Source organism: Curtobacterium sp. MCLR17_034, from assembly GCF_003234485.1.
GTDB lineage: Bacteria > Actinomycetota > Actinomycetes > Actinomycetales > Microbacteriaceae > Curtobacterium > Curtobacterium flaccumfaciens.
On the sequence record NZ_QKTH01000001.1, the window covers coordinates 17,264 to 41,222 of the forward strand.

The 23,959-nt window shown below is 70.7% G+C and carries 20 protein-coding genes; 13 read left to right on the plus strand and 7 right to left on the minus strand.

The features are described 5' to 3' along the window. Nucleotides 1–103: 103 nt before the first annotated feature. From DEI98_RS00080 to sucC, 6 genes are all read right to left on the minus strand, one after another. Nucleotides 104–1,912 (minus strand): ABC transporter ATP-binding protein, encoded by a 1,809-nt coding sequence (locus tag DEI98_RS00080; RefSeq protein ID WP_111099527.1) that lies wholly within the window; start codon nt 1,910–1,912, stop codon nt 104–106. A 568-nt stretch (nt 1,913–2,480) separates the two neighbouring features. Then, nucleotides 2,481–4,115: a bifunctional phosphoribosylaminoimidazolecarboxamide formyltransferase/IMP cyclohydrolase gene (gene purH, locus DEI98_RS00085; RefSeq protein ID WP_111099528.1), complete on the minus strand. Its 1,635-nt coding sequence runs from the start codon at nt 4,113–4,115 to the stop codon at nt 2,481–2,483. Further along, nucleotides 4,112–4,705, minus strand: coding sequence for a phosphoribosylglycinamide formyltransferase (gene purN, locus DEI98_RS00090; protein ID WP_027466675.1), 594 nt, complete (start codon nt 4,703–4,705; stop codon nt 4,112–4,114). Before purN ends, purH begins: the two co-directional genes overlap by 4 nt. 41 nt (nt 4,706–4,746) lie before the next feature. Next, complete coding sequence (locus DEI98_RS00095; protein WP_111099529.1) at nt 4,747–6,765, minus strand: DUF6350 family protein; 2,019 nt, start codon at nt 6,763–6,765, stop codon at nt 4,747–4,749. A gap of 141 nt (nt 6,766–6,906) precedes the next feature. Continuing rightward, on the minus strand, nt 6,907–7,794 hold the full coding sequence (gene sucD / locus DEI98_RS00100) for a succinate--CoA ligase subunit alpha (RefSeq protein WP_071404667.1): 888 nt from the start codon (nt 7,792–7,794) through the stop codon (nt 6,907–6,909). Between the two features lie 11 nt (nt 7,795–7,805). Continuing rightward, complete coding sequence (gene sucC / locus DEI98_RS00105) at nt 7,806–8,975, minus strand: ADP-forming succinate--CoA ligase subunit beta (protein WP_111099530.1); 1,170 nt, start codon at nt 8,973–8,975, stop codon at nt 7,806–7,808. Nucleotides 8,976–9,199: 224 nt separating this feature from the next. Here sucC and DEI98_RS00110 point away from each other — a divergent pair, with 224 nt between their 5' ends. The 4 genes from DEI98_RS00110 (at nt 9,200) to DEI98_RS00125 (ending at nt 12,700) form a co-directional block, all read left to right on the plus strand. Further along, nucleotides 9,200–10,831 (plus strand): RecQ family ATP-dependent DNA helicase, encoded by a 1,632-nt coding sequence (locus tag DEI98_RS00110; protein ID WP_111099531.1) that lies wholly within the window; start codon nt 9,200–9,202, stop codon nt 10,829–10,831. A gap of 244 nt (nt 10,832–11,075) precedes the next feature. Next, nucleotides 11,076–11,375, plus strand: a complete 300-nt coding sequence (locus DEI98_RS00115) for a hypothetical protein (RefSeq protein ID WP_035809242.1) — start codon at nt 11,076–11,078, stop codon at nt 11,373–11,375. A 57-nt stretch (nt 11,376–11,432) separates the two neighbouring features. Beyond that, a complete protein-coding gene (locus tag DEI98_RS00120) occupies nt 11,433–11,798 on the plus strand; it encodes a hypothetical protein (protein ID WP_146237619.1) in 366 nt (121 codons plus the stop codon). Beyond that, nucleotides 11,795–12,700, plus strand: coding sequence for an oxygenase MpaB family protein (locus DEI98_RS00125; RefSeq protein WP_111099532.1), 906 nt, complete (start codon nt 11,795–11,797; stop codon nt 12,698–12,700). The genes DEI98_RS00120 and DEI98_RS00125 overlap by 4 nt, the downstream gene beginning before the upstream one ends. Here the strand turns inward: DEI98_RS00125 and DEI98_RS00130 are convergent. Further along, nucleotides 12,673–13,182, minus strand: a complete 510-nt coding sequence (locus tag DEI98_RS00130; RefSeq protein ID WP_181437885.1) for an FHA domain-containing protein — start codon at nt 13,180–13,182, stop codon at nt 12,673–12,675. The two genes, DEI98_RS00125 and DEI98_RS00130, sit on opposite strands and share 28 nt — an antisense overlap. A gap of 120 nt (nt 13,183–13,302) precedes the next feature. On the opposite strand from DEI98_RS00130, the gene DEI98_RS00135 reads away from it, so the two are divergent. The 9 genes from DEI98_RS00135 to DEI98_RS00180 all read left to right on the plus strand — a co-directional run bounded on the left by DEI98_RS00135 (nt 13,303) and on the right by DEI98_RS00180 (nt 23,936). Continuing rightward, on the plus strand, nt 13,303–13,596 hold the full coding sequence (locus DEI98_RS00135; protein ID WP_111089241.1) for a WXG100 family type VII secretion target: 294 nt from the start codon (nt 13,303–13,305) through the stop codon (nt 13,594–13,596). A 104-nt stretch (nt 13,597–13,700) separates the two neighbouring features. Further along, complete coding sequence (locus DEI98_RS00140; RefSeq protein ID WP_111089240.1) at nt 13,701–13,994, plus strand: hypothetical protein; 294 nt, start codon at nt 13,701–13,703, stop codon at nt 13,992–13,994. Beyond that, the gene (locus DEI98_RS00145) at nt 13,994–15,268 is read left to right on the plus strand and encodes a hypothetical protein (RefSeq protein ID WP_111099533.1); all 1,275 of its coding nucleotides are present in this window, start codon (nt 13,994–13,996) and stop codon (nt 15,266–15,268) included. The genes DEI98_RS00140 and DEI98_RS00145 overlap by 1 nt, the downstream gene beginning before the upstream one ends. A 200-nt stretch (nt 15,269–15,468) precedes the next feature. After that, nucleotides 15,469–15,939, plus strand: coding sequence for a hypothetical protein (locus tag DEI98_RS00150; RefSeq protein WP_146243374.1), 471 nt, complete (start codon nt 15,469–15,471; stop codon nt 15,937–15,939). After that, complete coding sequence (locus DEI98_RS00155; RefSeq protein ID WP_111232672.1) at nt 15,936–16,460, plus strand: hypothetical protein; 525 nt, start codon at nt 15,936–15,938, stop codon at nt 16,458–16,460. The genes DEI98_RS00150 and DEI98_RS00155 overlap by 4 nt, the downstream gene beginning before the upstream one ends. Beyond that, nucleotides 16,450–17,910: a hypothetical protein gene (locus DEI98_RS00160; protein ID WP_111099536.1), complete on the plus strand. Its 1,461-nt coding sequence runs from the start codon at nt 16,450–16,452 to the stop codon at nt 17,908–17,910. The genes DEI98_RS00155 and DEI98_RS00160 overlap by 11 nt, the downstream gene beginning before the upstream one ends. A gap of 28 nt (nt 17,911–17,938) precedes the next feature. Further along, nucleotides 17,939–18,523 carry a hypothetical protein gene (locus tag DEI98_RS00165; RefSeq protein WP_111099537.1) on the plus strand — a complete coding sequence of 195 codons (585 nt, stop codon included), beginning with the start codon at nt 17,939–17,941 and terminating at the stop codon, nt 18,521–18,523. A gap of 609 nt (nt 18,524–19,132) precedes the next feature. Beyond that, a complete protein-coding gene (locus DEI98_RS00175; RefSeq protein WP_111099539.1) occupies nt 19,133–23,503 on the plus strand; it encodes an FtsK/SpoIIIE domain-containing protein in 4,371 nt (1,456 codons plus the stop codon). A gap of 22 nt (nt 23,504–23,525) precedes the next feature. Next, nucleotides 23,526–23,936 (plus strand): hypothetical protein, encoded by a 411-nt coding sequence (locus DEI98_RS00180; RefSeq protein ID WP_111099540.1) that lies wholly within the window; start codon nt 23,526–23,528, stop codon nt 23,934–23,936. Nucleotides 23,937–23,959 lie beyond the last annotated feature (23 nt).

Genomic DNA, 23,959 nt, shown 5'->3' on the forward strand with positions numbered 1-23,959 from the left:
GTGACGGGCGCGGCAGACTGCGTGTCGGCGATGTCGTCGACGACGGGATCCGCGCTTCCCGGCCCGGCCGACGTGTCGAGCGGCAGGTTCTTCTCTTGCTGGCTCATGCCATCGCCTCCTGTCGTGCGGTCGCGTCGTCGTCGTCGAGCGACGAGATGACGTAGCGGTAGTGCTCGTTGTTGGCCATCAGGTCGTGGTGGGTCCCGACGGCCGTGACGACGCCGTTCTCCATCAGGGCGACCCGGTCGGCCAGCGTCACCGTCGACGGACGGTGCGCCACGATGAGCGACGTGGTGTCGGCGAGCACGCGTCGCAGGCCCGCCTCGACCCGTGCCTCGGTGTCGACGTCGAGCGCCGACAGCGGGTCGTCGAGCACGAGCACCGACGGCCGTGCGGCGATCGCGCGGGCGAGCGCCAGGCGCTGGCGCTGCCCACCGGACAGCGACAGCCCCTCTTCACCGACCCGGGTGTCGACGCCGTCGGGCAGGTCGTCCACGAAGGACGCCTGCGCGATGTCGAGCGCCTCGCGCATGAGCGCCTCGGCCTCGGCACCCTGCACGTCCGGTCGACCGAGCAGCACGTTCTCACGCACGGTCGACGAGAACAGGGTGGCGTCCTCGAAGGCGACGCCGACGTGCCGGCGCAGCTCTTCGCGGGTGAGGTCGCGGATGTCGACCCCGTCGATCGTCACCGAACCGCCGGTCACGTCGTACAGACGCGGCACGAGCGAGAGCAGCGTCGTCTTGCCGCAGCCGGTGAGCCCGACGAGCGCCATGGTCTCGCCCGGCTGCAGCTGCAGTTCGACGCCGTTGATCAGGTCCGGGTACTGCGGTGCGGAGTCCTGGTACCGGAAGTGCACGCCGTTGAACGACAGGGCACCGTGCGGCTCGGCGATCGTCTTCGGGTGCTCCGGGTCCGTGATGGTGTTCTCGGAGTCCATGACCTCGAAGAAGCGGTCGACCGCCGTGCGGGTGTCGAACGTCATCGAGAGCAGGAAGCCGATCGACTCGATCGGGAACCGCAGCACCGTCGCCGTCGCGAAGAACGCGAACAGCTGCCCGACGGTGAGCTGCCCCTGCGATGCCAGCCAGATGCCGGCGAGCAGGCACAGCGCGAACGCGACGTCCGGCACGAGCAGCAGCCACAGCCAGATGCCCGCGATGGCCTTCGCCTTCTTGATCTCGGTGCCGCGCAGGGCCTCGGCCTGCTCGCTGAACTCCTCGAGCTTCGCGCCGCCGCGACCGAACGCCTTGAGCACGCGGATGCCGTGCACCGACTGCTCGACGCTCGTGGCGAGGTCACCGACCTGGTCCTGGCTGCGTCGCGCGACGGCGGAGTACCGGCGCTCGAACAGCAGACCGTTGATCCACAGCGGGATCGAGGCGATCAGGAAGATCAGCCCGAGGATCCAGCCGAAGGTGAACAGCACGACGAAGCCGACGACGATCGTCACGATGTTCACGACGAGCAGGACGACCCCGAAGGCCAGCCATCGCCGGATCAGCGACAGGTCCGACACGGAACGGGACAGCAGCTGCCCGGACTCCCAGCGGTCGTGGAACGCGACCGGCAGGTCCTGCAGCTTCGCGTAGAGCGAGTTGCGCATGCTGGTCTCGATGCGGGTCGAGGGGCGCATCACCAGCCGGCGGCGCGAGGCGATGAAGAACGCCTCGAGCACACCGAGGGCGAGCACCCCGAGCCCGGCGGGCCAGATCTGTGCCGAGTCGCGCGACGACAGCGGACCGTCGACGAGCCACTGCAGCACGTAGGGGATTGCGAGCGCCACCAGGGAGGCTCCCATCGCTGCGGCCATGCCGCCGATGAGGCGCCCCTGGTAGGGCTTCACGTAGGGGTAGATCCGCGCGATCGCGCGGAAGGTGGACGGGCGCGCCGTGGTGGGCGACTTGGACATGCGTTGCGTCCTCATGCGTCTGCCGGGTCCCCGGGTCGCGCTGCGCGGTGCTTGCTCGCTGCTTGCTTGCTGCTTGCTTGCTTGCTTGCTTGCTGCTTGCTTGCTCGCGTCGCGCGGCGTCGGCCTGGAGGCTCGGTGTGGCGTTGCGTGGTGATCATCGGCCGGTCGCGTGGTCGCGTCTCCGCCGTCACTCGCGTGACGTCGGTCGGGCCGGAGGCACCGAGGGACAGTCGTCCCCCGGGTTCAGGCGGGTGGTTCGCGGACGCCGGTGGTGCTGCGTCGCGGGGCCGTGGGAACGGCCCGACTAGACGGCGGCCGCGGCGCGGGGCCGCGGTGCGATCAGGGATCGCCGTGCGGGAGTGGTCCCCACGACGGACACGAGACCTGCACGGGCGGCCGTCGCCACGGTTCCGGTCATGTTGTCCATCGTCACTCCAGTCGTCGTCTTCGTCACCGTTGTGTCCGCGGTGCCGCCGGTCCCGAGGGATCGTCGGCTGCCTGCCGCGGAGCCTTACAGACTATTCACAGTGACTCACGGCGCGCAATGGTTCGCCACCGATTGTTCACATCAGTGGAAGAAGTGGCGCTCGCTCGTGAAGTACATCGTGACGCCGGCGGCCTTCGCCGCGGCGATGACCTCGTCGTCGCGGACACTGCCACCGGGCTGCGCCACCGCACGGACACCGGCGTCGAGCAGCACCTGCAGGCCGTCGGCGAACGGGAAGAACGCGTCCGACGCCGCGACGCTGCCGGTCGCACGGTCACCCGCACGGTTCACCGCGAGGTGGCAGGAGTCGACCCGGTTGACCTGGCCCATGCCGACACCGACGCTCGCGCCCTGGTTCGCCAGCAGGATGGCGTTCGACTTCACCGAACGGCTCGCACGCCACGCGAAGGCCAGGTCGGCGAGGGTCTGCTCGTCGGCGGGCTCGCCGGCGACGAGGGTCCAGGTCGCCTGGTCGAAGCCGGTGAAACGGTCGGCGTCCTGCACGAGGAAGCCGCCGGAGATCTGCTTGACCTCGCGGTCGGCGAGCGTGAAGTCGGCCGGCAGCGTGAGCAGGCGGATGTTCTTCTTGCGCGACAGGATCTCGAGCGCCTCGGGGTCGAACCCGGGTGCGACGACGACCTCGGTGAAGATGTCCTTCACGGTCTCGGCCATGGCGACGGTCACGGGGCGGTTCGCGGCGATGACCCCGCCGAACGCCGAGAGCGGGTCGCAGGCGTGCGCGGCGGCGTGGGCCGAGGCGATCGGGTCGGCGGAGTCGGCCGGGGCGATCGCGATGCCGCACGGGTTGGCGTGCTTGATGATCGCGACGGCGGGCTCGTCGAAGTCGAAGGCCGCACGGACCGCTGCGTCGGCGTCGACGTAGTTGTTGTACGACATCTCCTTGCCGTGCAGCTGCGTCGCCTGTGCGATGCCGGTGCCGTCCGACGTCGTGTAGAGCGCCGCGGCCTGGTGGGCGTTCTCGCCGTAGCGCAGGGTCGCCGACAGCTCGGCCTCGACCGCCAGGTGCTCGTCGAACGCACCGGGGGTCCGGATGTCGCCGGCGGTCGTCGGGGCCGCAGCGGCGGTGACGACGTCGCTCGCGAAGTAGGACGCCACCGCGGTGTCGTAGGCGGCGGTGTGCGCGAAGGCCTGGGCGGCGAGGCGCTTCCGGAGCTCGAGCGTGGTTCCGCCGGCACGGACGGCCTCGACGACCTCGGGGTAGGACGCCGGGGAGACGACGATCGCCACGTTCGGGTGGTTCTTCGCCGAGGCACGGACCATCGCGGGGCCGCCGATGTCGACGTTCTCGACCACGGTCGCGGTGTCGGCACCCGACGCCACCGTCTCGACGAACGGGTAGAGGTTCACGACGACGAGCTCGAACGGCGCGATGTCGAGGTCGGCGAGCTGCTGCTCGTGCGACTCGAGCCGCAGGTCGGCGAGCAGGCCGGCGTGCACCGACGGGTGCAGCGTCTTCACGCGACCGTCGAGGGACTCCGGGAACCCGGTGACGCTCGCGACGTCGGTGACGGCGTAGCCCGCGTCACGGATGGTCTGGGCGGTGGAGCCGGTCGACACGATCTCGACCCCGGAGTCGGCCAGTGCGCCGGCGAGCTCGAGCAGGCCGGACTTGTCGCTCACCGAGATGAGTGCACGGCGGACCGGGACCACGTCACGGTCGCGGTAGAGGCTGGGGTCGGCTGCGTGCACGCTCATGCGCTCGGGGTGCCCTTCAGGTCGGTGGTGCCGTTGGCGATGTCGAGGATGGTCTGGATGAGCAGGCGGCGCTCGACCGGCTTGATGCGGTCATGCAGCGTCGACTCGGTGTCCCCCGGCAGCACCGGGATGCGCTCCTGCGCGAGGATCGGCCCCGTGTCGACGCCGTCGTCGACCGCGATGACGCTCGCACCGGTCTCGGTGACCCCGGCAGTCAGCGCGTCCCGCACGCCGTGGGCGCCGGGGAACTCCGGCAGGTAGGCCGGGTGGGTGTTGATGATCCCCGGGGCGAACTCGGACACCACGGCCGGGGGCAGCAGGCGCATCAGGCCGGAGAGGACGAGCAGGTCGGGCGACCACGGGCGGATCTGCTCCGCCAGGGCCTGGCCCCACTCGGCGCGGGAGTCGTAGCGGGTGAACGGGACCGTGAACGTCGGGATCGAGAACTCCTCGCCCAGGCCGAGCCCCTCGGCGTCACGGTCGGCACCGATGGCGACGACACGGGCGGGGTACTCGGCGTCGAAGGTCGCTTCGAGCAGGGCTCGGAGGTTCGACCCGGTACCGGAGATCAGGACGACCAGTTCGAGCACGGCACCAACCCTACCGGCAGGCACGCACGCGACGGGCGCTGTTACCGGTCGTCCTTCGGCTGCCGCCACCAGGGCAGCTCGTCCTCGGGGATCTGGTCGGTGACGTCCCACTTCGCCGGGCGGGACGGCTCCGCCGGCTTCGAGGCGGGCGCTCGGGTGTCGGGCGCGACGTCCACGCGGTCCGCCTCGGCCGTCTCGTCGACGTCGTCGCGGCCGGCCACGAACTCCTCGGTGCTCCACGGGAACGCGGGCTGGGCGCCGGTCGGCACCGGGGTGGGTGCGGGTGTGGACGCGGCTGCCTGGGCTGCGGGCCGCTCGGGGCTGGGCTGCTCCGGCTCGGCGTCGGAGCCGGTCACGCGGTCGCGGAGTGCACCGGCTCGTCCCCGGACCCCTTCGGCCGCACCGGCCAGGCGGTCGCGGAGGCCACCCAGCGCTGCTCGTCCGGCACTGCGGCGCTTCGGTTCGGGCTCAGCGGCCAGGCGGTCGGCGGCCACCGCGTCGGTCTTCGCCCAGTCGGGGAGCTCGACGTCGTGGTCGGTGTCGCCGGCACGCGGTGCGACGGGCGCGGGTGCGGAGGCGGGCCGTGCGGGTGCGGAGGCGGGCTCGCTGCTGACCGGCTCGGTCACGTGTTCGGTCGTCGCACGGGGCCGTGCAGCGGTCGACCCGTCGTGGGACTCCTCGACCACGAAGCGGTGTACATCGGTGGTGCGCCCGGCACCGGCCTGGTCGAGCGCGGCGAGCAGGGAACCCGCACCGACGTCGACCCCGGCGCGCGCCGTGTCGTGGGCATCGTCGGATTCGTCGGCCTCGGTCCAGCGCTCTCGCGTCCATCCGCGGTCCGGCAGCCGGACCAGGTCACTGCCCGCGGCGAGCGCGATGATCGCCGGCAGGCCGATCTCGAGTGCGGCGAACCCGCCGACCGCGAGGGCGTGCGGACCGACGTCGGCCAGGCGGCCGGGGCCGAACGAACCGGAGGACACCCAGGCGATGAGCCCCGTGAGCACCCCGGCCACGAGTCCCGCGACGACACCGCCGAGCGCACGGTGCAGCGCGGAGTCGGCGGCTCCCAGGGCCCGCACCAACCGCGGCCGCATCGAGCCGCCGATCGCGAACCCGGCGATGACCGGCACGAGGATCCAGACGAGCCCGAACGTGTGACCAGAGGTCGGCAGCGCGCCGAAGACCGGCAGGCCCGGGATCGGGCCCAGGGTCGTGGCGATCGGGGACACGCTCGACCCGGTGCCGATCGCGAACCCGGGGCCGATCAGCCACGAGGTGGCCCACCCGACGAAGTCCGGCAGGAACGCGAGCTGCCCGACGGTGAGTGCGACGCCGCCGATGACCCCGGCGTGCGACTGCTCGTACAGGGTGATGACCTCGGCGAACGAGGTGAAGAGGAGCAGGCCGACCAGCACCGCGGCAACCCCGACGACCACGGCGGTCGCGGCGGTCCCGGCGCGCAGGCCGAACCCGGTCACGGTCCGCCAGACGGCGGGGATGCGGTCGACCAGGTCGATGACCCGCTGGGTGCCGGCATCGGCGGGCAGGTCACGCCGACGACGACAGACCTCGGAGGCGGCGAGTGCGGGGATCCCGAACCAGAGCGCCGGCAGCACCACGGCCTGCCAGAGCGTGGGGCGGGTGGCAGCCGAGGTCGACGACAGTGCGACGGCCAGACCGAGGAGCGCGACGACTGCGGTCCCGACCAGCAGCCCGGTGGTGCGGTGTTCGGTCTCCGCGAACCGACGCCCGGCGCGTGCGCCGAGCCAGGCCGTCACGACCGCGAACCCGAGGGCTGCCAGGGTCACGTGGATGGGGTCGACTGCGCCGCTGACCCCGGTGCTCTTGGCGAGTGCGGACCCGAGCAGGAACGAGACGTCGACGCCGTGCCCGACGAGCCAGACGCTGCCGGTGGCCTTCCAGAACACGTCCCAGTCGACCTGCAGGCCGTACTCGAACCCCCAGAGCAGCGTCAGGGGCACGAGGGCGATCCCGATGCCGACGCCGACCGTCACGACCGCCTCGATCGCGGCGAGCAGAGCGGTTCCCAGGCGGTTCATCGCAGCGAGGATACGTGCCCCTCGCGCGGCCGCCCCGGAGCCGCGCGGCTGCCGACGCAAAACACCGGTGTTCGCAGGACGAACACGCGCAGGACGCGGTTCAACCGACGAACACCGGTGTTTTGCGGAACGGGCTGGCCGCTAGCGAGCGGCGACGACCTCGCGCAGCAGCGCGGCGGTCTCGGACGGTGTCTTGCCGACCTTGACGCCGGCGGCCTCGAGCGCCTGCTTCTTCGCCTCGGCGGTCCCGGCCGAACCGGACACGATCGCGCCGGCGTGGCCCATCGTCTTGCCCTCGGGAGCGGTGAAGCCCGCGACGTAGCCGACGACCGGCTTCGTGACGTGCGCCTTGATGAACTCGGCCGCACGCTCTTCGGCGTCGCCACCGATCTCACCGATCATCACGATGGCCTCGGTCTCGGGGTCGGCCTCGAACGCGGCGAGCGCGTCGATGTGCGTGGTGCCGATGACCGGGTCGCCGCCGATGCCGATGGCGGTCGAGAAGCCCAGGTCTCGGAGCTCGTACATCATCTGGTAGGTCAGGGTGCCGGACTTCGAGACGAGCCCGATCGGGCCCTTGCCGGTGATCGTCGCCGGGGTGATGCCGACGAGGGACTCCCCCGGGGTGATGATGCCGGGGCAGTTCGGCCCGATGATCCGGGTCGTGCCGCCCTTCGCCTTGGCGTGCGCCCAGAACTCGGCCGAGTCCTGTACGGGGATGCCCTCGGTGATGACGACGACGAGGGGGATCTCGGCGTCGATGGCCTCCATCACGGCGTCCTTCGCGAACGCCGGCGGGACGAAGACGATCGAGACGTCGGCACCGGTGGTGTCGATGGCCTCGCGCACCGAGCCGAAGACCGGCAGCGACACGTCGCCGTGGGTGACGGTGGTGCCGGCCTTGCGGGCGTTCACGCCGCCGACGACGTTCGTGCCGGCTTTGAGCATCAGGGCGGTGTGCTTCGTGCCCTCGCCACCGGTGATGCCCTGGACGATGACCTTGGAGTCCTTGTTGAGGAAGATCGACATGGTCAGTCCCTTCAGGCCGCTGCGGCGGCGAGTTCGGCGGCCTTCTCGGCCGCATCGTCCATGGTCGCGGCGACGGTGACGAGCGGGTGCGCTGCCTCCGCCAGGATCCGGCGACCCTCTTCCACGTTGTTGCCGTCGAGGCGCACGACGAGCGGCTTGGTGGCCGCGTCACCGAGGATGCCGAGCGCGGCGACGATGCCGTTCGCGACGGCGTCGCACGCGGTGATGCCGCCGAAGACGTTCACGAAGACGCTCTTCACCTGCGGGTCGCCGAGGATGACGTCGAGGCCGTTGGCCATGACCTCGGCCGAGGCGCCGCCGCCGATGTCGAGGAAGTTGGCGGGCTTCACGCCGCCGTGGCGCTCACCGGCGTAGGCGACGACGTCGAGCGTCGACATGACGAGCCCCGCGCCGTTGCCGATGACGCCGACCTGGCCGTCGAGCTTGACGTAGTTCAGGCCGTGGGCCTTCGCCTTGGCCTCGAGCGGGTCCTCGCTGGCGGTGTCCTCGAGGTCCTTGTGGCCCTCGTGGCGGAAGTCGGCGTTCTCGTCGAGCGAGACCTTGCCGTCGAGTGCCAGGATCTGGCCGTCGCTGGTGCGGACGAGGGGGTTCACCTCGACGAGGGTCGCGTCCTCGCCCTTGTAGACGTCGTAGAGCTTGACGAAGACGTCGGCGACGGCGTCCTGCAGCTCCGATGGGAAGTTCGCCTGCGCGGCGATCTCGAGCGCCGCGGCCTTGTCGATGCCCGTCAGCGGGTCGACCTCGACCCGGGCGAGTGCCTCGGGCTTCTCGACGGCGAGCTGCTCGATCTCCATGCCGCCCTCGACGCTGGTCAGCGACAGGTAGGAGCGGTTGGCCCGGTCGAGCAGCACGGAGAAGTAGAACTCCTCGGCGATGTCGGCACCCTGGGCGACCATGACGCGCTGGACGGTGTGGCCCTTGATGTCGAGGCCGAGGATGGCCTGCGCGTGCTCGAACGCCTCGTCCGGGGTCTTCGCGACCTTCACGCCGCCGGCCTTGCCGCGACCGCCGACCTTCACCTGCGCCTTGACGACCACGACGCCGCCGATCTTCTCGGCCGCCGCCTTCGCCTGCTCGGGGGTGTCGGCGATGATCCCCTGCAACACGGGGACGCCGTAGGACTCGAAGAGGTCCCTGGCCTGATACTCGAAAAGATCCACGCTGTTCTTCTTCCCGCACGGTTCGTGCGATCGGCATCGGTTTCCCGGTCGCGCACTCCACATCGAGGGTCGCTCGATGTCGAGACAACGGCCGCCACGCAGCCTAGCGCTGCTCGGTGGACGGCCGGTGCACGGATGCCAGGCCCGGGTCCGCTCCGACGCGCATGAGCCGCTGCGCGCACCGCTGGGACCGGCCCCAAGCTGGCGCTCGGCACTGTGGATCGGTGCAACCCGAACTCCGTACCCGCGCCACCGAGGTCTTCGGCTGGAAGCTCCGCCCCGACCAGGAGTCCGTCATCGACGCGGTGCTCGAACACCGCGACGCCCTGGCCGTCATGCCCACCGGTTCGGGGAAGTCCGCGATCTACCAGGTCGCCGGCCTCGGGCTGGAGGGCGTCGTCGTGGTCGTCTCCCCGCTCGTGGCGCTGCAGGAGGACCAGGTGGTCGGGCTCGAGCACCATCCCGACGCACCCCGAGCCGTCGCCCTGAACGCCACGAAGAAGGCACGGGACGTCGCCGATGCGTGGGACGCCGTCGCCGCGGGCGAGGTCGGCTACGTGTTCCTGGCCCCCGAGCAGCTGGTGAAGGACGACGTGCTCGAGCGCCTCCGCGACGCCGGGGTCGCACTGGTCGCCGTCGACGAGGCGCACTGCATCTCGTCGTGGGGTCATGACTTCCGACCCGACTACCTGGCGCTCGGCGAGGTCGCGGAGCGCCTGGGCCGCCCACCGGTGCTCGCCCTGACCGCGACGGGCTCCGCTCCGGTGCGGGACGACATCGTCGACCGGCTCGGCATGCGCGACCCGTTCGTGCTCGCCTCGGGGTTCGACCGTCCCGGTATCCGGCTCGAGGTGGTCCGGCACGCCGAAGACGCCGAGAAGCGCCAGGCCGTGGTCGACCAGGTCGCCGAGCTCGACGGACCCACGGTCGTCTACGTCGCCACCCGCGCCGCGACCACGGAGTACGCCGACGCGCTCGCCGCCCGCGGTCGCCGCGCGCAGCCGTACCACGCCGGCATGCGGGTGGCGGAGCGCGAGGCCGTGCACACCGGGTTCCTGGACGGCGACGTCGACGTGGTGGTCGCGACGAGTGCCTTCGGCATGGGCATCGACAAGCCCGACGTCCGGTTCGTCGTGCACGCCGACGTCCCCGAGTCGATCGACGCCTACTACCAGGAGATCGGGCGGGCCGGGCGGGATGCCGAACCGGCCGGCGCCACCCTGCACTACCGCGCCGAGGACTTCGGCCTGCGCACGTTCTTCGCGTCCGGCTCGCCGCGGCCCGCCTCGGTCCGGGCCGTGTTCGACGCCGTCCCGACGACCGGCTCGATCGCCCGCTCCGCGCTGGTGGAAGCCTCCGGCCTGTCGGCCCGCACCGCCGGTCGAGCACTCAACGCCCTGCTCGACGCCGGCGCCCTGCGCGACGACGTGGACGGTGTCTCCCGGGTGCCGGACGGCCCGCAGGACGCCGACCGTGCGGCACGTGCGACAGCCGACCGTGCCGCCGAACGGGAACGGGTCGAGGAGTCCCGTATCGCCATGATGCGCCAGCTCGCCGAGACGACCGGGTGCCGCCGGCAGTTCCTGCTCGGCTACTTCGGCGACGAGCTGCCGGAGCCGTGCGGGAACTGCGACACCTGCTCGTCCGGCACGGCACGCGAGGCCTCCGCCCACGTCGCCGACGGTGCGAACGACGCCGCGTGGCCGCCGGATGCCCGCGTCGAACACGCCGAGTGGGGCACGGGCGTGGTGATGAGCACGGAAGAGGACCGCATCACGGTGTTCTTCGAGTCCGCCGGCTACCGCACCCTCGCACTCGCCGACGTCGAGGAACGCGACCTGCTCGAACGCGTCTGACAGCGGCACGGACGAAGCGCACCGGCGGCCGGCGCACGGGCCCGCCCGGCCCGGCCGGCCCGGGCGGGGAAGGCGCGGTCGCTCGACCACCCGTCGGCGACCGCGCTCCACTCCCCCGAGCATCGGCGATGCTGCCGTGGCGGTGTGACCGGAAGGTGACGCCCGGGTGAACACGACACGAAACCGGACGGCCGCCAAGCGCCGGCGGGTAGGCAGGAAGCCCGCAACGGAAAGGAACCACACCATGAGCGACCCCGGCATCAGCCCCGTCGACGACTTCGAGTCCCAGCAGCGTCGCGACGACGACATCGACCGCGAGCACGTCGGCCCGTACGAGGTGGACGAGGCCGAGGAGTCCCTCGAGACGGTGACGAACGACGCGGTCGCCGGCGAGACGGTGGAGCCGCAGCCCGGTGACGGCTCCGACGACGGTCCGACCGGCGGGTCCCCGCGCGAGGGCTCGCCCGACCTGTGGGAGCACGAGAACGAGCAGGACGAGGACCGCGCCGACCTCGGCAACGACCTCGGCACGAAGCCGCTCTGAGCGCTGATCTCTGAGCTGATCAGGCTCCCCCGGAACACGGCTCGGTAGCATCGGGCCGTGTTCCGACGAGTCCGCTCCAGCGTCCGCAGCATGCCCTCGGCAGCGCGGCTGCTGGCGGTCGCGGCGATGCTGCTGGTCGCCGCCGCGGCACACCTCGCCGCCCGCTCGGAGTCCGGTGGCCGCTGGGTCCCGCTCCTCGTCGTCGGCGTCGTCGGTGCGGTCGTCACCGGATCACCGACCCGCCTCTGGCCGCTCCCCGCGATCTGGCTCGTCGCGACGCTCCTCGCCCTGACCGGTGACGCGCCCGTCGGCGCCTCGTCCGCACTGGTCGCCCTGGTCGTCGGCGGGGTCGCACTCCTGGCGGCGATCGCCGTGGACCTCCGGCCCGTCCTGCGGGCGCGACGCCGACGGGGTGCGGCGTGACCACCCCACGGCCTGGAGGCGCGGCACACGACCCGCACCGTGCCTCCCGTCCGACTGCTGGTCGCGTGCACGACCGTCACCTGCGGCGGTTCCTCGCCGACAGCACGCCCGTGGCCGCGGGCGGCCGCGCCATCCTGCTGCAGATCGCCGACCCGGTCGTCGCGGCCGGTGTCCGGCGGCACTCGGACTTCGCCCGGCGACCCCAGCAGCGGCTCGCCCACACCCTGATGTTCGTCTACGCCGTCGTCATCGGCACCGAGACCGACTCAGCGACCGCGGCGGGCTTCGTCAACCGTGCGCACCGGCCCGTCGCCGGCGCCGACGACGTCGACCGGCAGCTCTGGGTGGCCGCGACCCTGTTCGACTCCGCCCGCCGGGCACACGACCTGTTCGGCACACGCGTCTCCGCGGCCCGAGCCGAGCAGGTCCTCGCCGCCTACGCCCCGATCGCCACCGCGCTGCGGGTGCCGCCGGAGCGTTGGCCGACCTCGGTGGCGGCCTTCGACCGGTACTGGCAGCGGACGCTGGAGGGGCTCGAGGTCACCGACGACGCCCGCGGGGTCGTCCGTGACCTGCTGCACCCGCGGTTCGCGCCGCTGTGGGTGCGGGCGGCGATGCCCCTCGTCCGGATCGTGACCGTGGGGATGCTGCCGGAACGGGTGCGCTCGGCGTACGGCTTCGCCTGGGGGCCGCGGGAGGAACGGCGCTTCCGGCGCACCGTCCGGGTGGTGGCCGGGGTGCGGGCGCTGGTGCCGGGGGCGCTGCTGCGGCTGCCGGGGCCGCTGCTGCTGCGGGCGATGCGGCGGACCGCGGCGCGGTACGCGACGGCCGGTGCTGGTGCTGGTGCTGGTGCTGGTGCTGGTGCTGGTGCTGGTCAGCCTGCGAGTACCCGCACGGCGTAGTCCCCCACCATCACGACGTCACCGGGCCGGGCGATGACCTGTGCGCCGCCCACGCTGGGTTCCTGCGCACCGGACGCGCGGACGACCACCGTGCCGTTCGACGATCCGAGGTCCTCGACCACCAGGCCGCCGTCCCCGGTCGGCCGCATCGCGGCGTGCTCGCGTGACACCGACTTCCCCGGGTCGTCGAGCAGGACGGCTCGTCGCCCCGGCGCGGTCGGGACGCGCCGTCCCACGACGACCGGCTGATCGAGCGGCACGACGTTGCCCGGAGCCACCTCGAGTACGAGTCGCGGCACGACGCCGATCGTGGGCAGTGGCTGCTCGGTCCGGACGACGGCGTCTGGCTCGTCGTCCGACACCGGAGCCGCTGGGAGCACCCAGGCGCGGGACAGGTACCCGGCCTGCCGGTCGCGCTCGACGTCGGCACGCGTGACCGCCGGGCGCTTTGGAGTGTCGTCGTCCTTCCGGCGTCGAGCCACCGTGTACCCCTCGTTCTGGTGATTGTTCAGAAGTGGTGCGAGATGCAACGAGATCAAGTATGGTCGAAACGCGCCGGGGGGCTCCCGGTACTTCACATACGCATCGGGAGGGCATGCGCCATGGCCAATGTCAACGTCACCTACGACGATCTTCGCAACCAGGCTTCGCAGCTTCGCAACGGCCAGAAGGCCATCGAAGACCAGCTGAGCCAGCTCAAGAGCCAGATCGACAACCTCGTCTCGTCGGGCTACGTCACCGACAAGTCCTCGAAGGCCTTCGACTCGACGTACTCGGAGTTCAACTCCGGCGCGACGCAGACGATCCAGGCCATCGACGGCATGGCCGGGTTCCTCGAGAGCGCGGCGAACACGCTCGAGTCGACCGACGAGCAGCTCGCGTCCAGCATCGGCTGAGACCGGCTCGCAACGGTGGTGGCCGGCGTCCTCGGGCGTCGGCCACCGCTCTCGCTGCTCCGGCAGCACACACTTCGAACGACGACTTGACCAACGGGGGGACCGTGGGCGGCACACTCAAACTCGATCTCGACATGATCGGCGGCCTGGCAGCTGATCTCTCGAGGCTGCACGGCGACTTCGAACACGTCGCCTCGACTGCTGCTGACTACAAGTCCGGGGTCGGCTCGTCGACCATCGTCAGTGCGATCGACGAGTTCGCCAGCAACTGGGACATCCGCCGGGGGCGACTCCAGGAGTCGATCAAGGCGGTCGCCGAGATGGCTGAGAGCGCACACGACGGTTTCACGCAGACCGAGGTCGAACTCGCCAACAAGATCCTCGGGAAGGACAGCTGATGGCGCGTCCCACCGACTGGAGCGCCGTCGACCTGCCGATCGACCCGGTGCCCGGCGATCCCATGGAGATCCGCCAGTCCGCATCGGGCGCTCGTTCGATCGAACGGGCGATCACCGAGCAGGTCAACCGCCTCAATTCCCTCAAGGACGGCGACGGTTGGGAGAGCGAGTCGGGTACCAAGTTCCGCGACTCGGCCGGTGATCTCGCTGGCGCCATCGAGAAGGCGAAGGGGCGCTACACCCAGCTCGCCGCGGCGCTAGACGACTGGGCGAACGGGCTCGAGGGCATCCAGCAGGAAGCCGATGCTGCCCTCGCCCGTGCGCAAGAGGCTCAGGACGCGCACCGAGCCGCCGCCGGCCAGACCCTGACCGCCGCGCCGGACACGCCGGAGCACCAGGACCAGGTCGACGCGCAGGACCGCGCGCTGAGTGCGGCGCAGGGCGACATCGACGCGGCGAAGGCGATCATCCACCGGATCGCTGGCCCGTCCGGGCTGGCAGGCGAGTACGGGGACCTCTCCGACCGTGTTGCGAGCCGTATCCGGGACGGTGCGGACGACGGGATGAAGGACGGCTGGTTCGACCACGTGAAGCAGGCGATCCACGATGCCAAGGGGGTGCTCGAGGCGATCAAGAGCATCCTGAACGTGGTCGCCCTCGTCCTCGTGGTGGCCGCGGTCATCGTCGCCTTCGCGATCCCGGGCGTCAACCTCATCGCGTTCGCCGTCGCTGGTCTCGTCGTGGCGAGTCTGACGTTCGGTATCACTGCAGCGCAGGCCGCCGCCGGAGACGCCACAGCATCGGATGTGGCGTGGGCGGCCGTCGGCGTCGCGGCGTCCGCTGTAGGCCTCGGAGCCGCGAAGACTGCTGCGTCCGCGCTACCGGCCTTGACACGGTCGACCCTGCAGTCCGGCGCACGCGGAGCTGCGAACAGCGCGCGAGCGGCCGGCATCCCGGAGGGACCCGTCTTCTCTGCCAAGTACACCGAACTGCGAGCGAGCGCGGCAGCGGTCGGCGACAAGGCCTGGGTCAAGTTCTTCGACAACACGCTGACCAACGGTGCGATCGCGCCGGTGCTCATCAGCCGGCTTGCGAGCGGAGGGCCGATCGCTCAGGAGATGCTGCCGAAGATCCTGCTCCCAGCCGTGACCGCCTCGGTACTCGGGGCGAAGGGCATCTACGACGGCGTCGTCGACGCTGCTGACGACCTCGGCGACCTCCTCTCCGGCAACTACTGGAAGAACGCGACGTCGGTGCAGGTCGGCTCTCTGTGACCGGCTACCGCCTGCAACTCCCGGAAGGGTGGATCCGGACCCGTCTCTCCGGCGACCTCGACCACGTCGTCGACCAGATGGTTGAGCGGACGATCCCGCGCGGGCGCTTCGGAGACTCGGACGGTGCCATCGCCAGACGTCGGCTCAGAGACGACCTTCGCCAGTCCTTCGGCGCCGCCGCCGACGCAGGAGCGGTCGACATGTACTCCTTCGAGGGCGAGGTCAGCGGTGTCCGGCTGCCGATGAGCTTCTCGGTCTCCGTGGCGCACTTCGGCGCGACCGTCGGCGCCCTGCCGCTCGAGGTCTTCGCAGAGGCGCTCAGCGACTCGGGTGACGCGCGGGTCGTCGACTTCCCCGCGGGCAAGATGATCCGTGCTCGGAAGGAAGTCAGCGAGACTGCCGGAGCAGCACTCCGCGCCGCAGGGCCCCCTGCCACCGGGATCGGTCTCCTCTCCGCGCCGTCCCAGCGCTCGCTGGAGGCGTTGAACCGATTCGTCGCAGACAACGCCGACGTCGAGGTGTCAACGACAACGGTCGATTACCTCGCTCCCATCCCGGGTGAGCAGGGGACCTTCGTCCTCGTTTCGCTGACGGCTCCCGGCCCTACGGACGTCGAAGCACGTGTCGGGCACTTCGACGTGCTCATGGCAGGGTTCGGGTGGACACGATGACGACGCAGCTGGAGGTCCCTGTCACCACCGTGATGGCCCCGCTCGGGATCGTGTCGAACCGCGTCCAGACCAGCGAGGGCTTCGCCACGACGGATCGCGAGGACCTTTCCGAGCTCGGCCAGCTGCTGGCTGCGCGGGGAGCAGATGCCGCATGGGCTCTCCTCGACGAAGTCGACGATTCGATCGCGTCCTGGATCGCGCTCACGCTCCGACCCCTCGGAGGTGCTGCGCCGGGTGTCGTCCGTCGAGCCGCGCGCTACGACGATCCGATCGAGAGCGACGAGGCGATGCGCGACACGACGCTCGGCCGAGCGCTTCGACTTCGACAACGAGCCGCCATCACAGCGCCGAGCCGCGACGAACCGAATGCCACCATCGTGAGCGAGAGTCTCAATTGGTCGTGGGTCCTCCCCGCGGACATGATGTTGTGCGTGCACTCGAACACAACACAACTGGTCTATGCCGATTGGGTCGCCCGTCACGTCGATCTGGTGGCGAACGGCATCGACGTTGTCCACTGATCTCCCTGAACTCGTCGTCCGCAGCGCGGTCGTCAGTGATCGGGCAGCGGCGCGTGACCAGTTCATCGGTCTGACCGTCGTCGATGGCACGGTCTTCTCGGTCCGATCGGACGGCCGCATCGAGACGCTCTGCTCCGGCATCCGCCGCGCGGCATGGGCTCCCGCCACGGCATTGCCACGGGAGATCGGCGTCGTCACCGCCGTCGGGGCGGTTGTCCTGATCAGCGACGACAGCACCAACGTGTTCCCACTGGACGTGTGGTGGATCGAGCCTGCCGCTCCGGCGACGCCTCGCCAAGCAGTGTCATCAAGCGGGTTCGACGACCTCGCCGACCGACTCGGTCTCGAGATCGCGTTCGATCCGGACGCGATGACGGGCTTCCAGACAGCGAGCGCCGTCGTCCACGTCCCGCTTCCGGACACCGCAGCACGCCGCGCCCGACGGCGCACCTTCGTGGTCGCGCTCCTGCAGGCGATCGCGCTCGTTCCCGTCCCCATCGCGTTCGCGCTGCTCGGCCGAGGGTGGGGCGGCAGCGTCGCGGTGCTGGGTTGGCTGAGTGCGGCCGTCTCAGCAGCCGCTCTGGTGAACGTCGTGCTCAGTGTCCGAGGACGACGTCGAACGCGACTGCGGATCGGGACCACGGTGGTTCGTCCGAGATCCGGGCCCGGGTGGTTCCGAGAGCGAGCCGGCATCTCAGTCGCGAGCGGAATGGTCGTCATCGACGACGGACGCGGCCGATCCGTCCTGCTGTCCACACCGCAAGCGACCTCATCCGCGTCGGCTGTCGTTCGTGCGCGCACGGTCCGCGGGAAGCAGGCTCGCGCGGTACTGATCGACGGGACGGACGTCGTCCGCGCCGAGCTGCCGTTCGCGTTCTGGCCCGAGTCCGACATCGACGAACTGCTCCGAGAGCTCTCGGTGATCCGAGATGCAGGCAGCGACCGACGCAGTTCTGCGGACGTGCGCTTCGACCCGCACCGCGGTGCCGCCGTTCCTGGCACATCACTCATCGTGTGGACCTCGCTCGGGGTCGTCCCGCTCATCGCCGTGGGCGGTGCGACGATCCTGCAACTGATGGTCTCGGTCTTCGCGAAGATCGGAGGGCCGCTGACATGGGGGATCGCCCTCTCGTTCGGTTCCGCGTCCGTCGTGATCCTGCTCGCGGTCATCGGCACCGAGCTCGGCGGACGACTGCCCCCTGTCGAACCGCCACCTCGAGGTTTCCGGCCTTCTCGGACCTTCGGGTCTGTTGTCGGCTGGTTCGTCCTCCTCTCCGCCGTGGCAGTCGGTCTTCTCGCGGTCGGAGACCCGGGGACCGCCTGCTACGCGGAAGCGCTCGCCTTCGCGAGTGTGGCGTTGCACTGGTCGCTGTACCGTCGCCGTGCCATCCAGTCCCGTCGTGGAGTGACGAGCATCGGGCGCTGGCTCGCAACGGGGTGCAGGAATTGACCGGACAGCCGAGAAGGGAGACCTCCTGATGGGACTCGAATTCGATTACTTCAACGCCTGGACGAGGTTCATCGAGGGCGACCCGGCCACCGCCGGGCGCGCCGCAACAGCGAACGTGATCAGCCACATCCACCGGCCTGTGCCGAAGCGTGTCGCAGGATCGCTCGAGTCGGCGATGACCGAACTGGCACGATTGCGGAACGACGTCGATGCCCACGACTTCTTCGTCCTGACGACCGACGCCCCGACCATCGAGATACTCGCCTACACGGTCATCCAGTACTTCCCAGGACTCGATGCTGCAGCCCAGGCGGTCGACGACGCACTCCTCCCGCTCGCCGAACGGACAGCCGATGCCGATGTGTCCACCGTCACGACGGCACTCGGTCCCGCCACGAGGATCCTCGACCGGACGGAGACACCGGCTCGCTCACTCCTGCGCCGCGCGGTTCCGTCGACGACGATCCGATGGGTGCAGCCCATCGGACAGCTGCCCGATCCGCTGACCGCCGTCCTGACCACGTTCATCCCGAAGCGGGCTGACGAGTCGTTCGCTGCGCCCTTGGTCGACCAGTTCGCCCTCGGGCTGGTGCTCACTCCAGATGCCGAGTGAGAACGACCACGACAACTACCACGACCACGACCACGACCCGCGAAGGAAGCGATGACACGACGACTCCCCCGCACACCCGGACGCCGCTGGGCCGCATTCGCCCGCGACACGGTGATCGTGCTGGCCATCGGTGTCGGCGTCTCCCTCCTCCCAGGCGGCAAGTACGACACGGGTCCCTGGGACGGACCGACCGCGTGGCTCATCCGGTACGTCGTGTGGGCATTCGCGTTGGTCGTCGGCGTCGTCATCGGGAGTCGTCACCTGAAGGCATCCCGTCCATCGAGGGGCGGACGATGACGACGCCCGCTGGCGGCGGCGCACCGCCCGCGCACGTGCAGCGCATGACCTGGCCGTTCGTGTCCGACGCATTTACGGCGCGACGTGACCGATGGGGGCTGCACTGAGCCCGCGTCGAGGTGAACCGACCCGCTCCCCCACACCGCACCTCCAGGCCGAGCGCCCATCCACAAGCCGGACGCAACACGACCTGCCGGACCGGGGAACCTGCGAGAATCAGGCCATGAGCGGCAGCACGACGCTGCGGGGGGCCTCGTCCGACCACCGCGTTGCGACCACGACGACCACGAACTCCGGTGCGGGGCGCCTCCCGTGCGCCTGACGTTCACCGCGAGCCACCTTCCGTCGAGCGCCTCCGCCGACTTCGTGGTGGAGTGCGACGAGGACACCCTGCTCGGCGAGATCGTCGAGGTCGTCGCCAAGCGGCTCGGGCAAGGGGCTGCGTCGATCGTCGACGTCTCGGTCGACTCCGTCCCGACCACCCCGCACGCACGCATCGGTGACGGTGTGCTGCTCGAGGGCGCTCGGCTGACGTTCGGGGCACCGGCACCGGTGCTGCCCCTGCCGGGCGACCTGCCGAGCGTGCGGATCGTCGGCGGACCGGGTGCCGGCACCGTGGTGGTGCTCGATGCGGGCATCGCCCACGTCGGTTCGGCGCCCGACGCGACGGTGCCCCTGCCGGACCGGAGTGCACCGGAGTACGCCGCGATCCTGCGGCTCGACCTCAACCGTCGGTTCACGATCACGCCGACCGAAGGCTCCACGGTGCTGGTGGACCGCACCGAGGTCGACGACGAGACCCCGGTCGAGCCGGGCAGCATCGTCACGATCGGCGACACCCTGCTGTCGGTCGCCGTGCCGGACGCCGACCGAGCGGCGATCACCCTGACCGCCGGTGGCGGCTCGCTCGACTACACCCGGCCGCCGCGGCTCCTGCCCGAGGACCACCCGTCCGTGTTCAAGCTGCCGGCCGTGCCGGCGCAGCAGTCACGTCGGTCCATCCCGATCATCGCGGCGCTCGCGCCGCTCGGCATGGCCGCCGTGATGATCTCGATCTTCCACAACGTCGCGTACCTCGCGTTCGGTCTGATGTCACCGATCATCATGTTCGGCAACGCCTGGTGGGACCGCCGGAACGGCAAGAAGACCCACAAGCAGCGCGTTGCCGAGTACGAAGAGACCAGGAAGGCGGTCGAGGCGGACGCCCTGGAGGCGGTGGTCCGGTACCAGCGCGAGCTGCGGACGAGCGCACCAGACCCCGCAACCGTGCTCGACGTCGCGTTGCGGCGTCGCGCTCGCCTGTGGGAGCGCCGCCGGACCGATCCTGACTACCTGACGCTCCGCGTCGGGACCGCTGACGTCCCGTCCGGCGTCGTGCTCGAGGACCCGTCGGCGCTCGAGCACCGTCGCGCGGTCGACAAGCTGGCCGAGGACGTGCCGGTGATCGTCGACCTCGGCGTGCAGGGCGTCGTGGGCGTCGCGGGCCGAGACGAGCACACGCGGCACCTGACGTCGTGGTTCGTGGCGCAGCTCGCGGTGCTCCAGAGTCCGCGTGACACGCAGTTCGTCGTGCTGACGGACGCCCGGTCGGCCGATGAGTGGGCGTGGTTGCGGTGGATCCCGCAGGCCCGGCCGGGCTTCGGGCAGGACGCCGTGATCGCGATCGGCAACGACGCCGAGACGCTCGGTGCCCGGGTGGCCGAGGTCGGTCAGCTGATCGATGCGCGACAGCGGGCCATGCGTGAGTCCAACATGCGCGGGATCCCCGGTCCGGACATCGTCGTCGTGCTCGACGGTGCCCGGCGGCTCCGAGCACTGCCCGGTCTGATCCGCATCCTCAAGGAAGGGCCGGCGGTCGGCGTCCGGGCGATCTGCATCGAGGAAGAGGCACGGCTGCTGCCCGAGGAGTGCTCCGTCGTCGTCACCGTCGGGCCGGAACGCATCCGGGTCGCCGCGCAGCGCCAGGCGACGGTCACCGACGTGCGGCCCGACCGGATCCCGGACGGCTGGTTCGAGACGGTCGCCCGAGCGGTGGCGCCGATGGTCGACGCCGACGACGAGAGCGACGCCGGCGGACTGCCCACGTCGTCGCGGTTGCTGGACGTCATGCTGCTCGAACCGCCGACGGCCCGTGCGATCACCGGGAAGTGGTCGGTGCGGCCCCGCACGACCGAGGTCGTCGTGGGCGAGAGCCTGGACGGTCCGTTCGCGTTCGACCTGCGGAAGGACGGCCCCCACGGCCTGGTCGCCGGCACGACGGGTTCGGGCAAGTCCGAGCTCCTGCAGACGATCGTCGCGTCGCTCGCGGCGACCAACACTCCAGAGGGCATGAACTTCGTCCTCATCGACTACAAGGGTGGGGCTGCATTCCGCGACTTCGCGCCGCTGCCGCACACCGTCGGCATGGTGACCGACCTCGACACGCACCTGGTGGAGCGAGCGCTCGAGTCCCTGGGTGCCGAACTCCGTCGTCGCGAGCACCTGTTGGCCGATGCGGCAGCGAAGGACATCGAGGACTACCTCGACCGCCTCGGTCGTGGTGAACCGCTGCCGCCGATGCCACGGCTGCTCATCGTCATCGACGAGTTCGCGAGCCTGGTGCGGGAGCTGCCCGACTTCGTCACCGGCCTGGTGAACATCGCCCAGCGCGGTCGATCCCTCGGCATCCACCTGATCCTCGCCACGCAGCGTCCGACCGGTGTCGTCTCGAACGACATCCGCGCGAACACGAACCTGCGGATCGCGCTCCGGGTCACCGACTCGAGCGAGAGCACCGACGTGATCGACGCCGGCGATGCGGCCCAGATCCAGAAGAGCACCCCCGGCCGCGGTTACATCCGTCTGGGTGCCGGGGCCCTGCTGCCGTTCCAGTCGGGCCGCGTCGGTGGCCGTCGCCCCGGACAGTCGACCCAGCGCAAGCAGGTCTGGGCCGGTGCCGTCTCGTGGTCGGCGCTCGGCACTGCACCGCCCGCACCGCCGAAGTCCGAGGTGCAGCACACCGACGAGCGAACCGACCTGCAGGAGCTCGTCGGTGCTGTCACCGAGGCCGCAGCGGAACTCGACGGTCCGGCTCCCTACCGCCCCTGGCTCGATGCCCTGCCGGAGACGCTGCTCTTCACCGACCTGAACGACCGCGCGTGGGAACTCGACGACAGCACCGCCACGGATGCCCGGGTGGGGCCGCTGCCGTTCGCGCTCCAGGACTTCCCCGGCGAGCAGGCGCAGCGGGTACGCAGCCTCGACCTCGATTCCGACGGGCACCTCTACGTCGTCGGAGCCCCGCGGAGCGGCCGGTCCCAGGTGCTCCGGACCCTCGCGGCAGCCATCGCCCGGAACACCTCGGCGGCCGACGTCCACGTGTACGCGCTCGACTGCGGCAACGGCGCGCTGCTGCCGATCCAGGCGCTCCCGCACGCCGGTGCCGTCGTCCAGCGCGTCCAGACCGAACGAGCCCAGCGGCTGCTGACCAAGCTGACCCAGGAACTCGCCCGGCGCCAGCAGGTGCTGGCTGACGGCGGTTTCGCCAGCATCGTCGAGCAGCGAGCCGCGGCCGTCGTGCCGGCGGAACGTCTGCCGCACATCGTCTTCATGCTCGACCGCTGGGAGGGCTTCGTCGGCTCACTCGGCGAGCTCGACCACGGCGCTCCGACCGACCAGGTGATGACACTGCTGCGCGAAGGTGCCAGCGTCGGGATCCACCTGGTCGTCACCGGAGACCGACAGCTGCTCTCGAGTCGGATGGCCACCCTGGTGGAGGACAAGCTCGTCCTCCGGCTGTCGGACCGGGGCGACTACGGGCTGGCGTCACTCAACCCGCGGAAGCTCCCGGAGCAGGTCCCCGACGGACGCGCGTTCGCCTCCGAGTCCGCGACGGAGACACAGATCGCGCTGCTCGCCGCAGCCGGCACCGGGCAGTCGCAGGCCGCCGCCATCACGGCCCTCGCTACCTTCGCGACGGAACGCGACCGGGCCGTCGAACGCAGCCGACGTCCCTTCCGCGTCGACCAGCTGTCCGGCCCGGTGCCGTTCGAGCGTGCATGGGAGATGCGCGATGACGACGCCGGCCTGTTCGGTCTGGTCGGCATCGGCGGTGACGACCTCACCGCGATTGGGCCTGACCTGGCCGCGGCCGGTTCGTTCGTCGTCGGTGGACCCGCGAAGTCCGGACGCAGCGCCGTCCTGCTCTCGATGACCCGTTCGGTCCTGCGCGAGGGTGGCGAGGTCGTGCTCGTGACCCCGCGGCAGTCCCCGCTCCGTGCGCTGGCCGCGGAACCGGGCGTCCTGGCGGTGCACGAGGGTGTCGATCTGACCGAGGACGACCTCGCATCCCTGTTCGACGGGCAGCCCGGTCGACGCGTCCTGGTGATCGACGACGCCGAGCTCGTCAAGGACGCCCCGGCGAAGAGCTGGCTGCAGGGGTTCGTCAAGCGTGCGGCCGACAACGGTCAGGCGATCGTCGCAGCCGGATTGACCGCCGAGTTCGGTGTGGGGTTCACCGGCTGGCAGGTCGACATGAAGCGCAACCGCTCGGGAGCGCTGTTGAGCCCCCAGGCGATCACCGAGGGTGACCTGCTCGGCATGCGCCTGCCGCGGAGCAGCATCGTCGAGCGCGTGCAGGTCGGTTCCGCGATCGTGCACCTCGGAAACGGTGAGCTCGTGTCGGTGCAGGTCCCGACACCGTGACACGTGGTCACGGGACGCGCTCATGACGACGTACGACCGGATCGCGTACCGGAACGGCACCAGCACCCCGGCGAGCGTGACGGTGGAGATGGACCTGACGAACCCCGACCATCAGGTGCGCTACACCGTGACCGTGTTGCTGCTGGGCACAGAGCACACGGCCACGGCGTACGACGCCTTCGAGGCGCTGAGCCTGGTGCGCACGGCACTCGACCGCGAGGGGTGGCTCCTGGGTGTGCAGGGGGCCCGCATCGATGTCTGGGCGAGCAATATGGCGCGACAGCAGGGTGGTGGCATGCGTGCGTATCGACTCCGCCGCGGTCGTCGTCCCCGGTTCAAGGACCTCGTCGATGTGTTCGCCCCGGCCGACGAATGCCTCAGCACCGTGCAGGCGCAACGCGCGTTCGTCAAAGCGAAGTTCCCTGACGCCTGACCGGGTGCCGGCGACGACCGTCC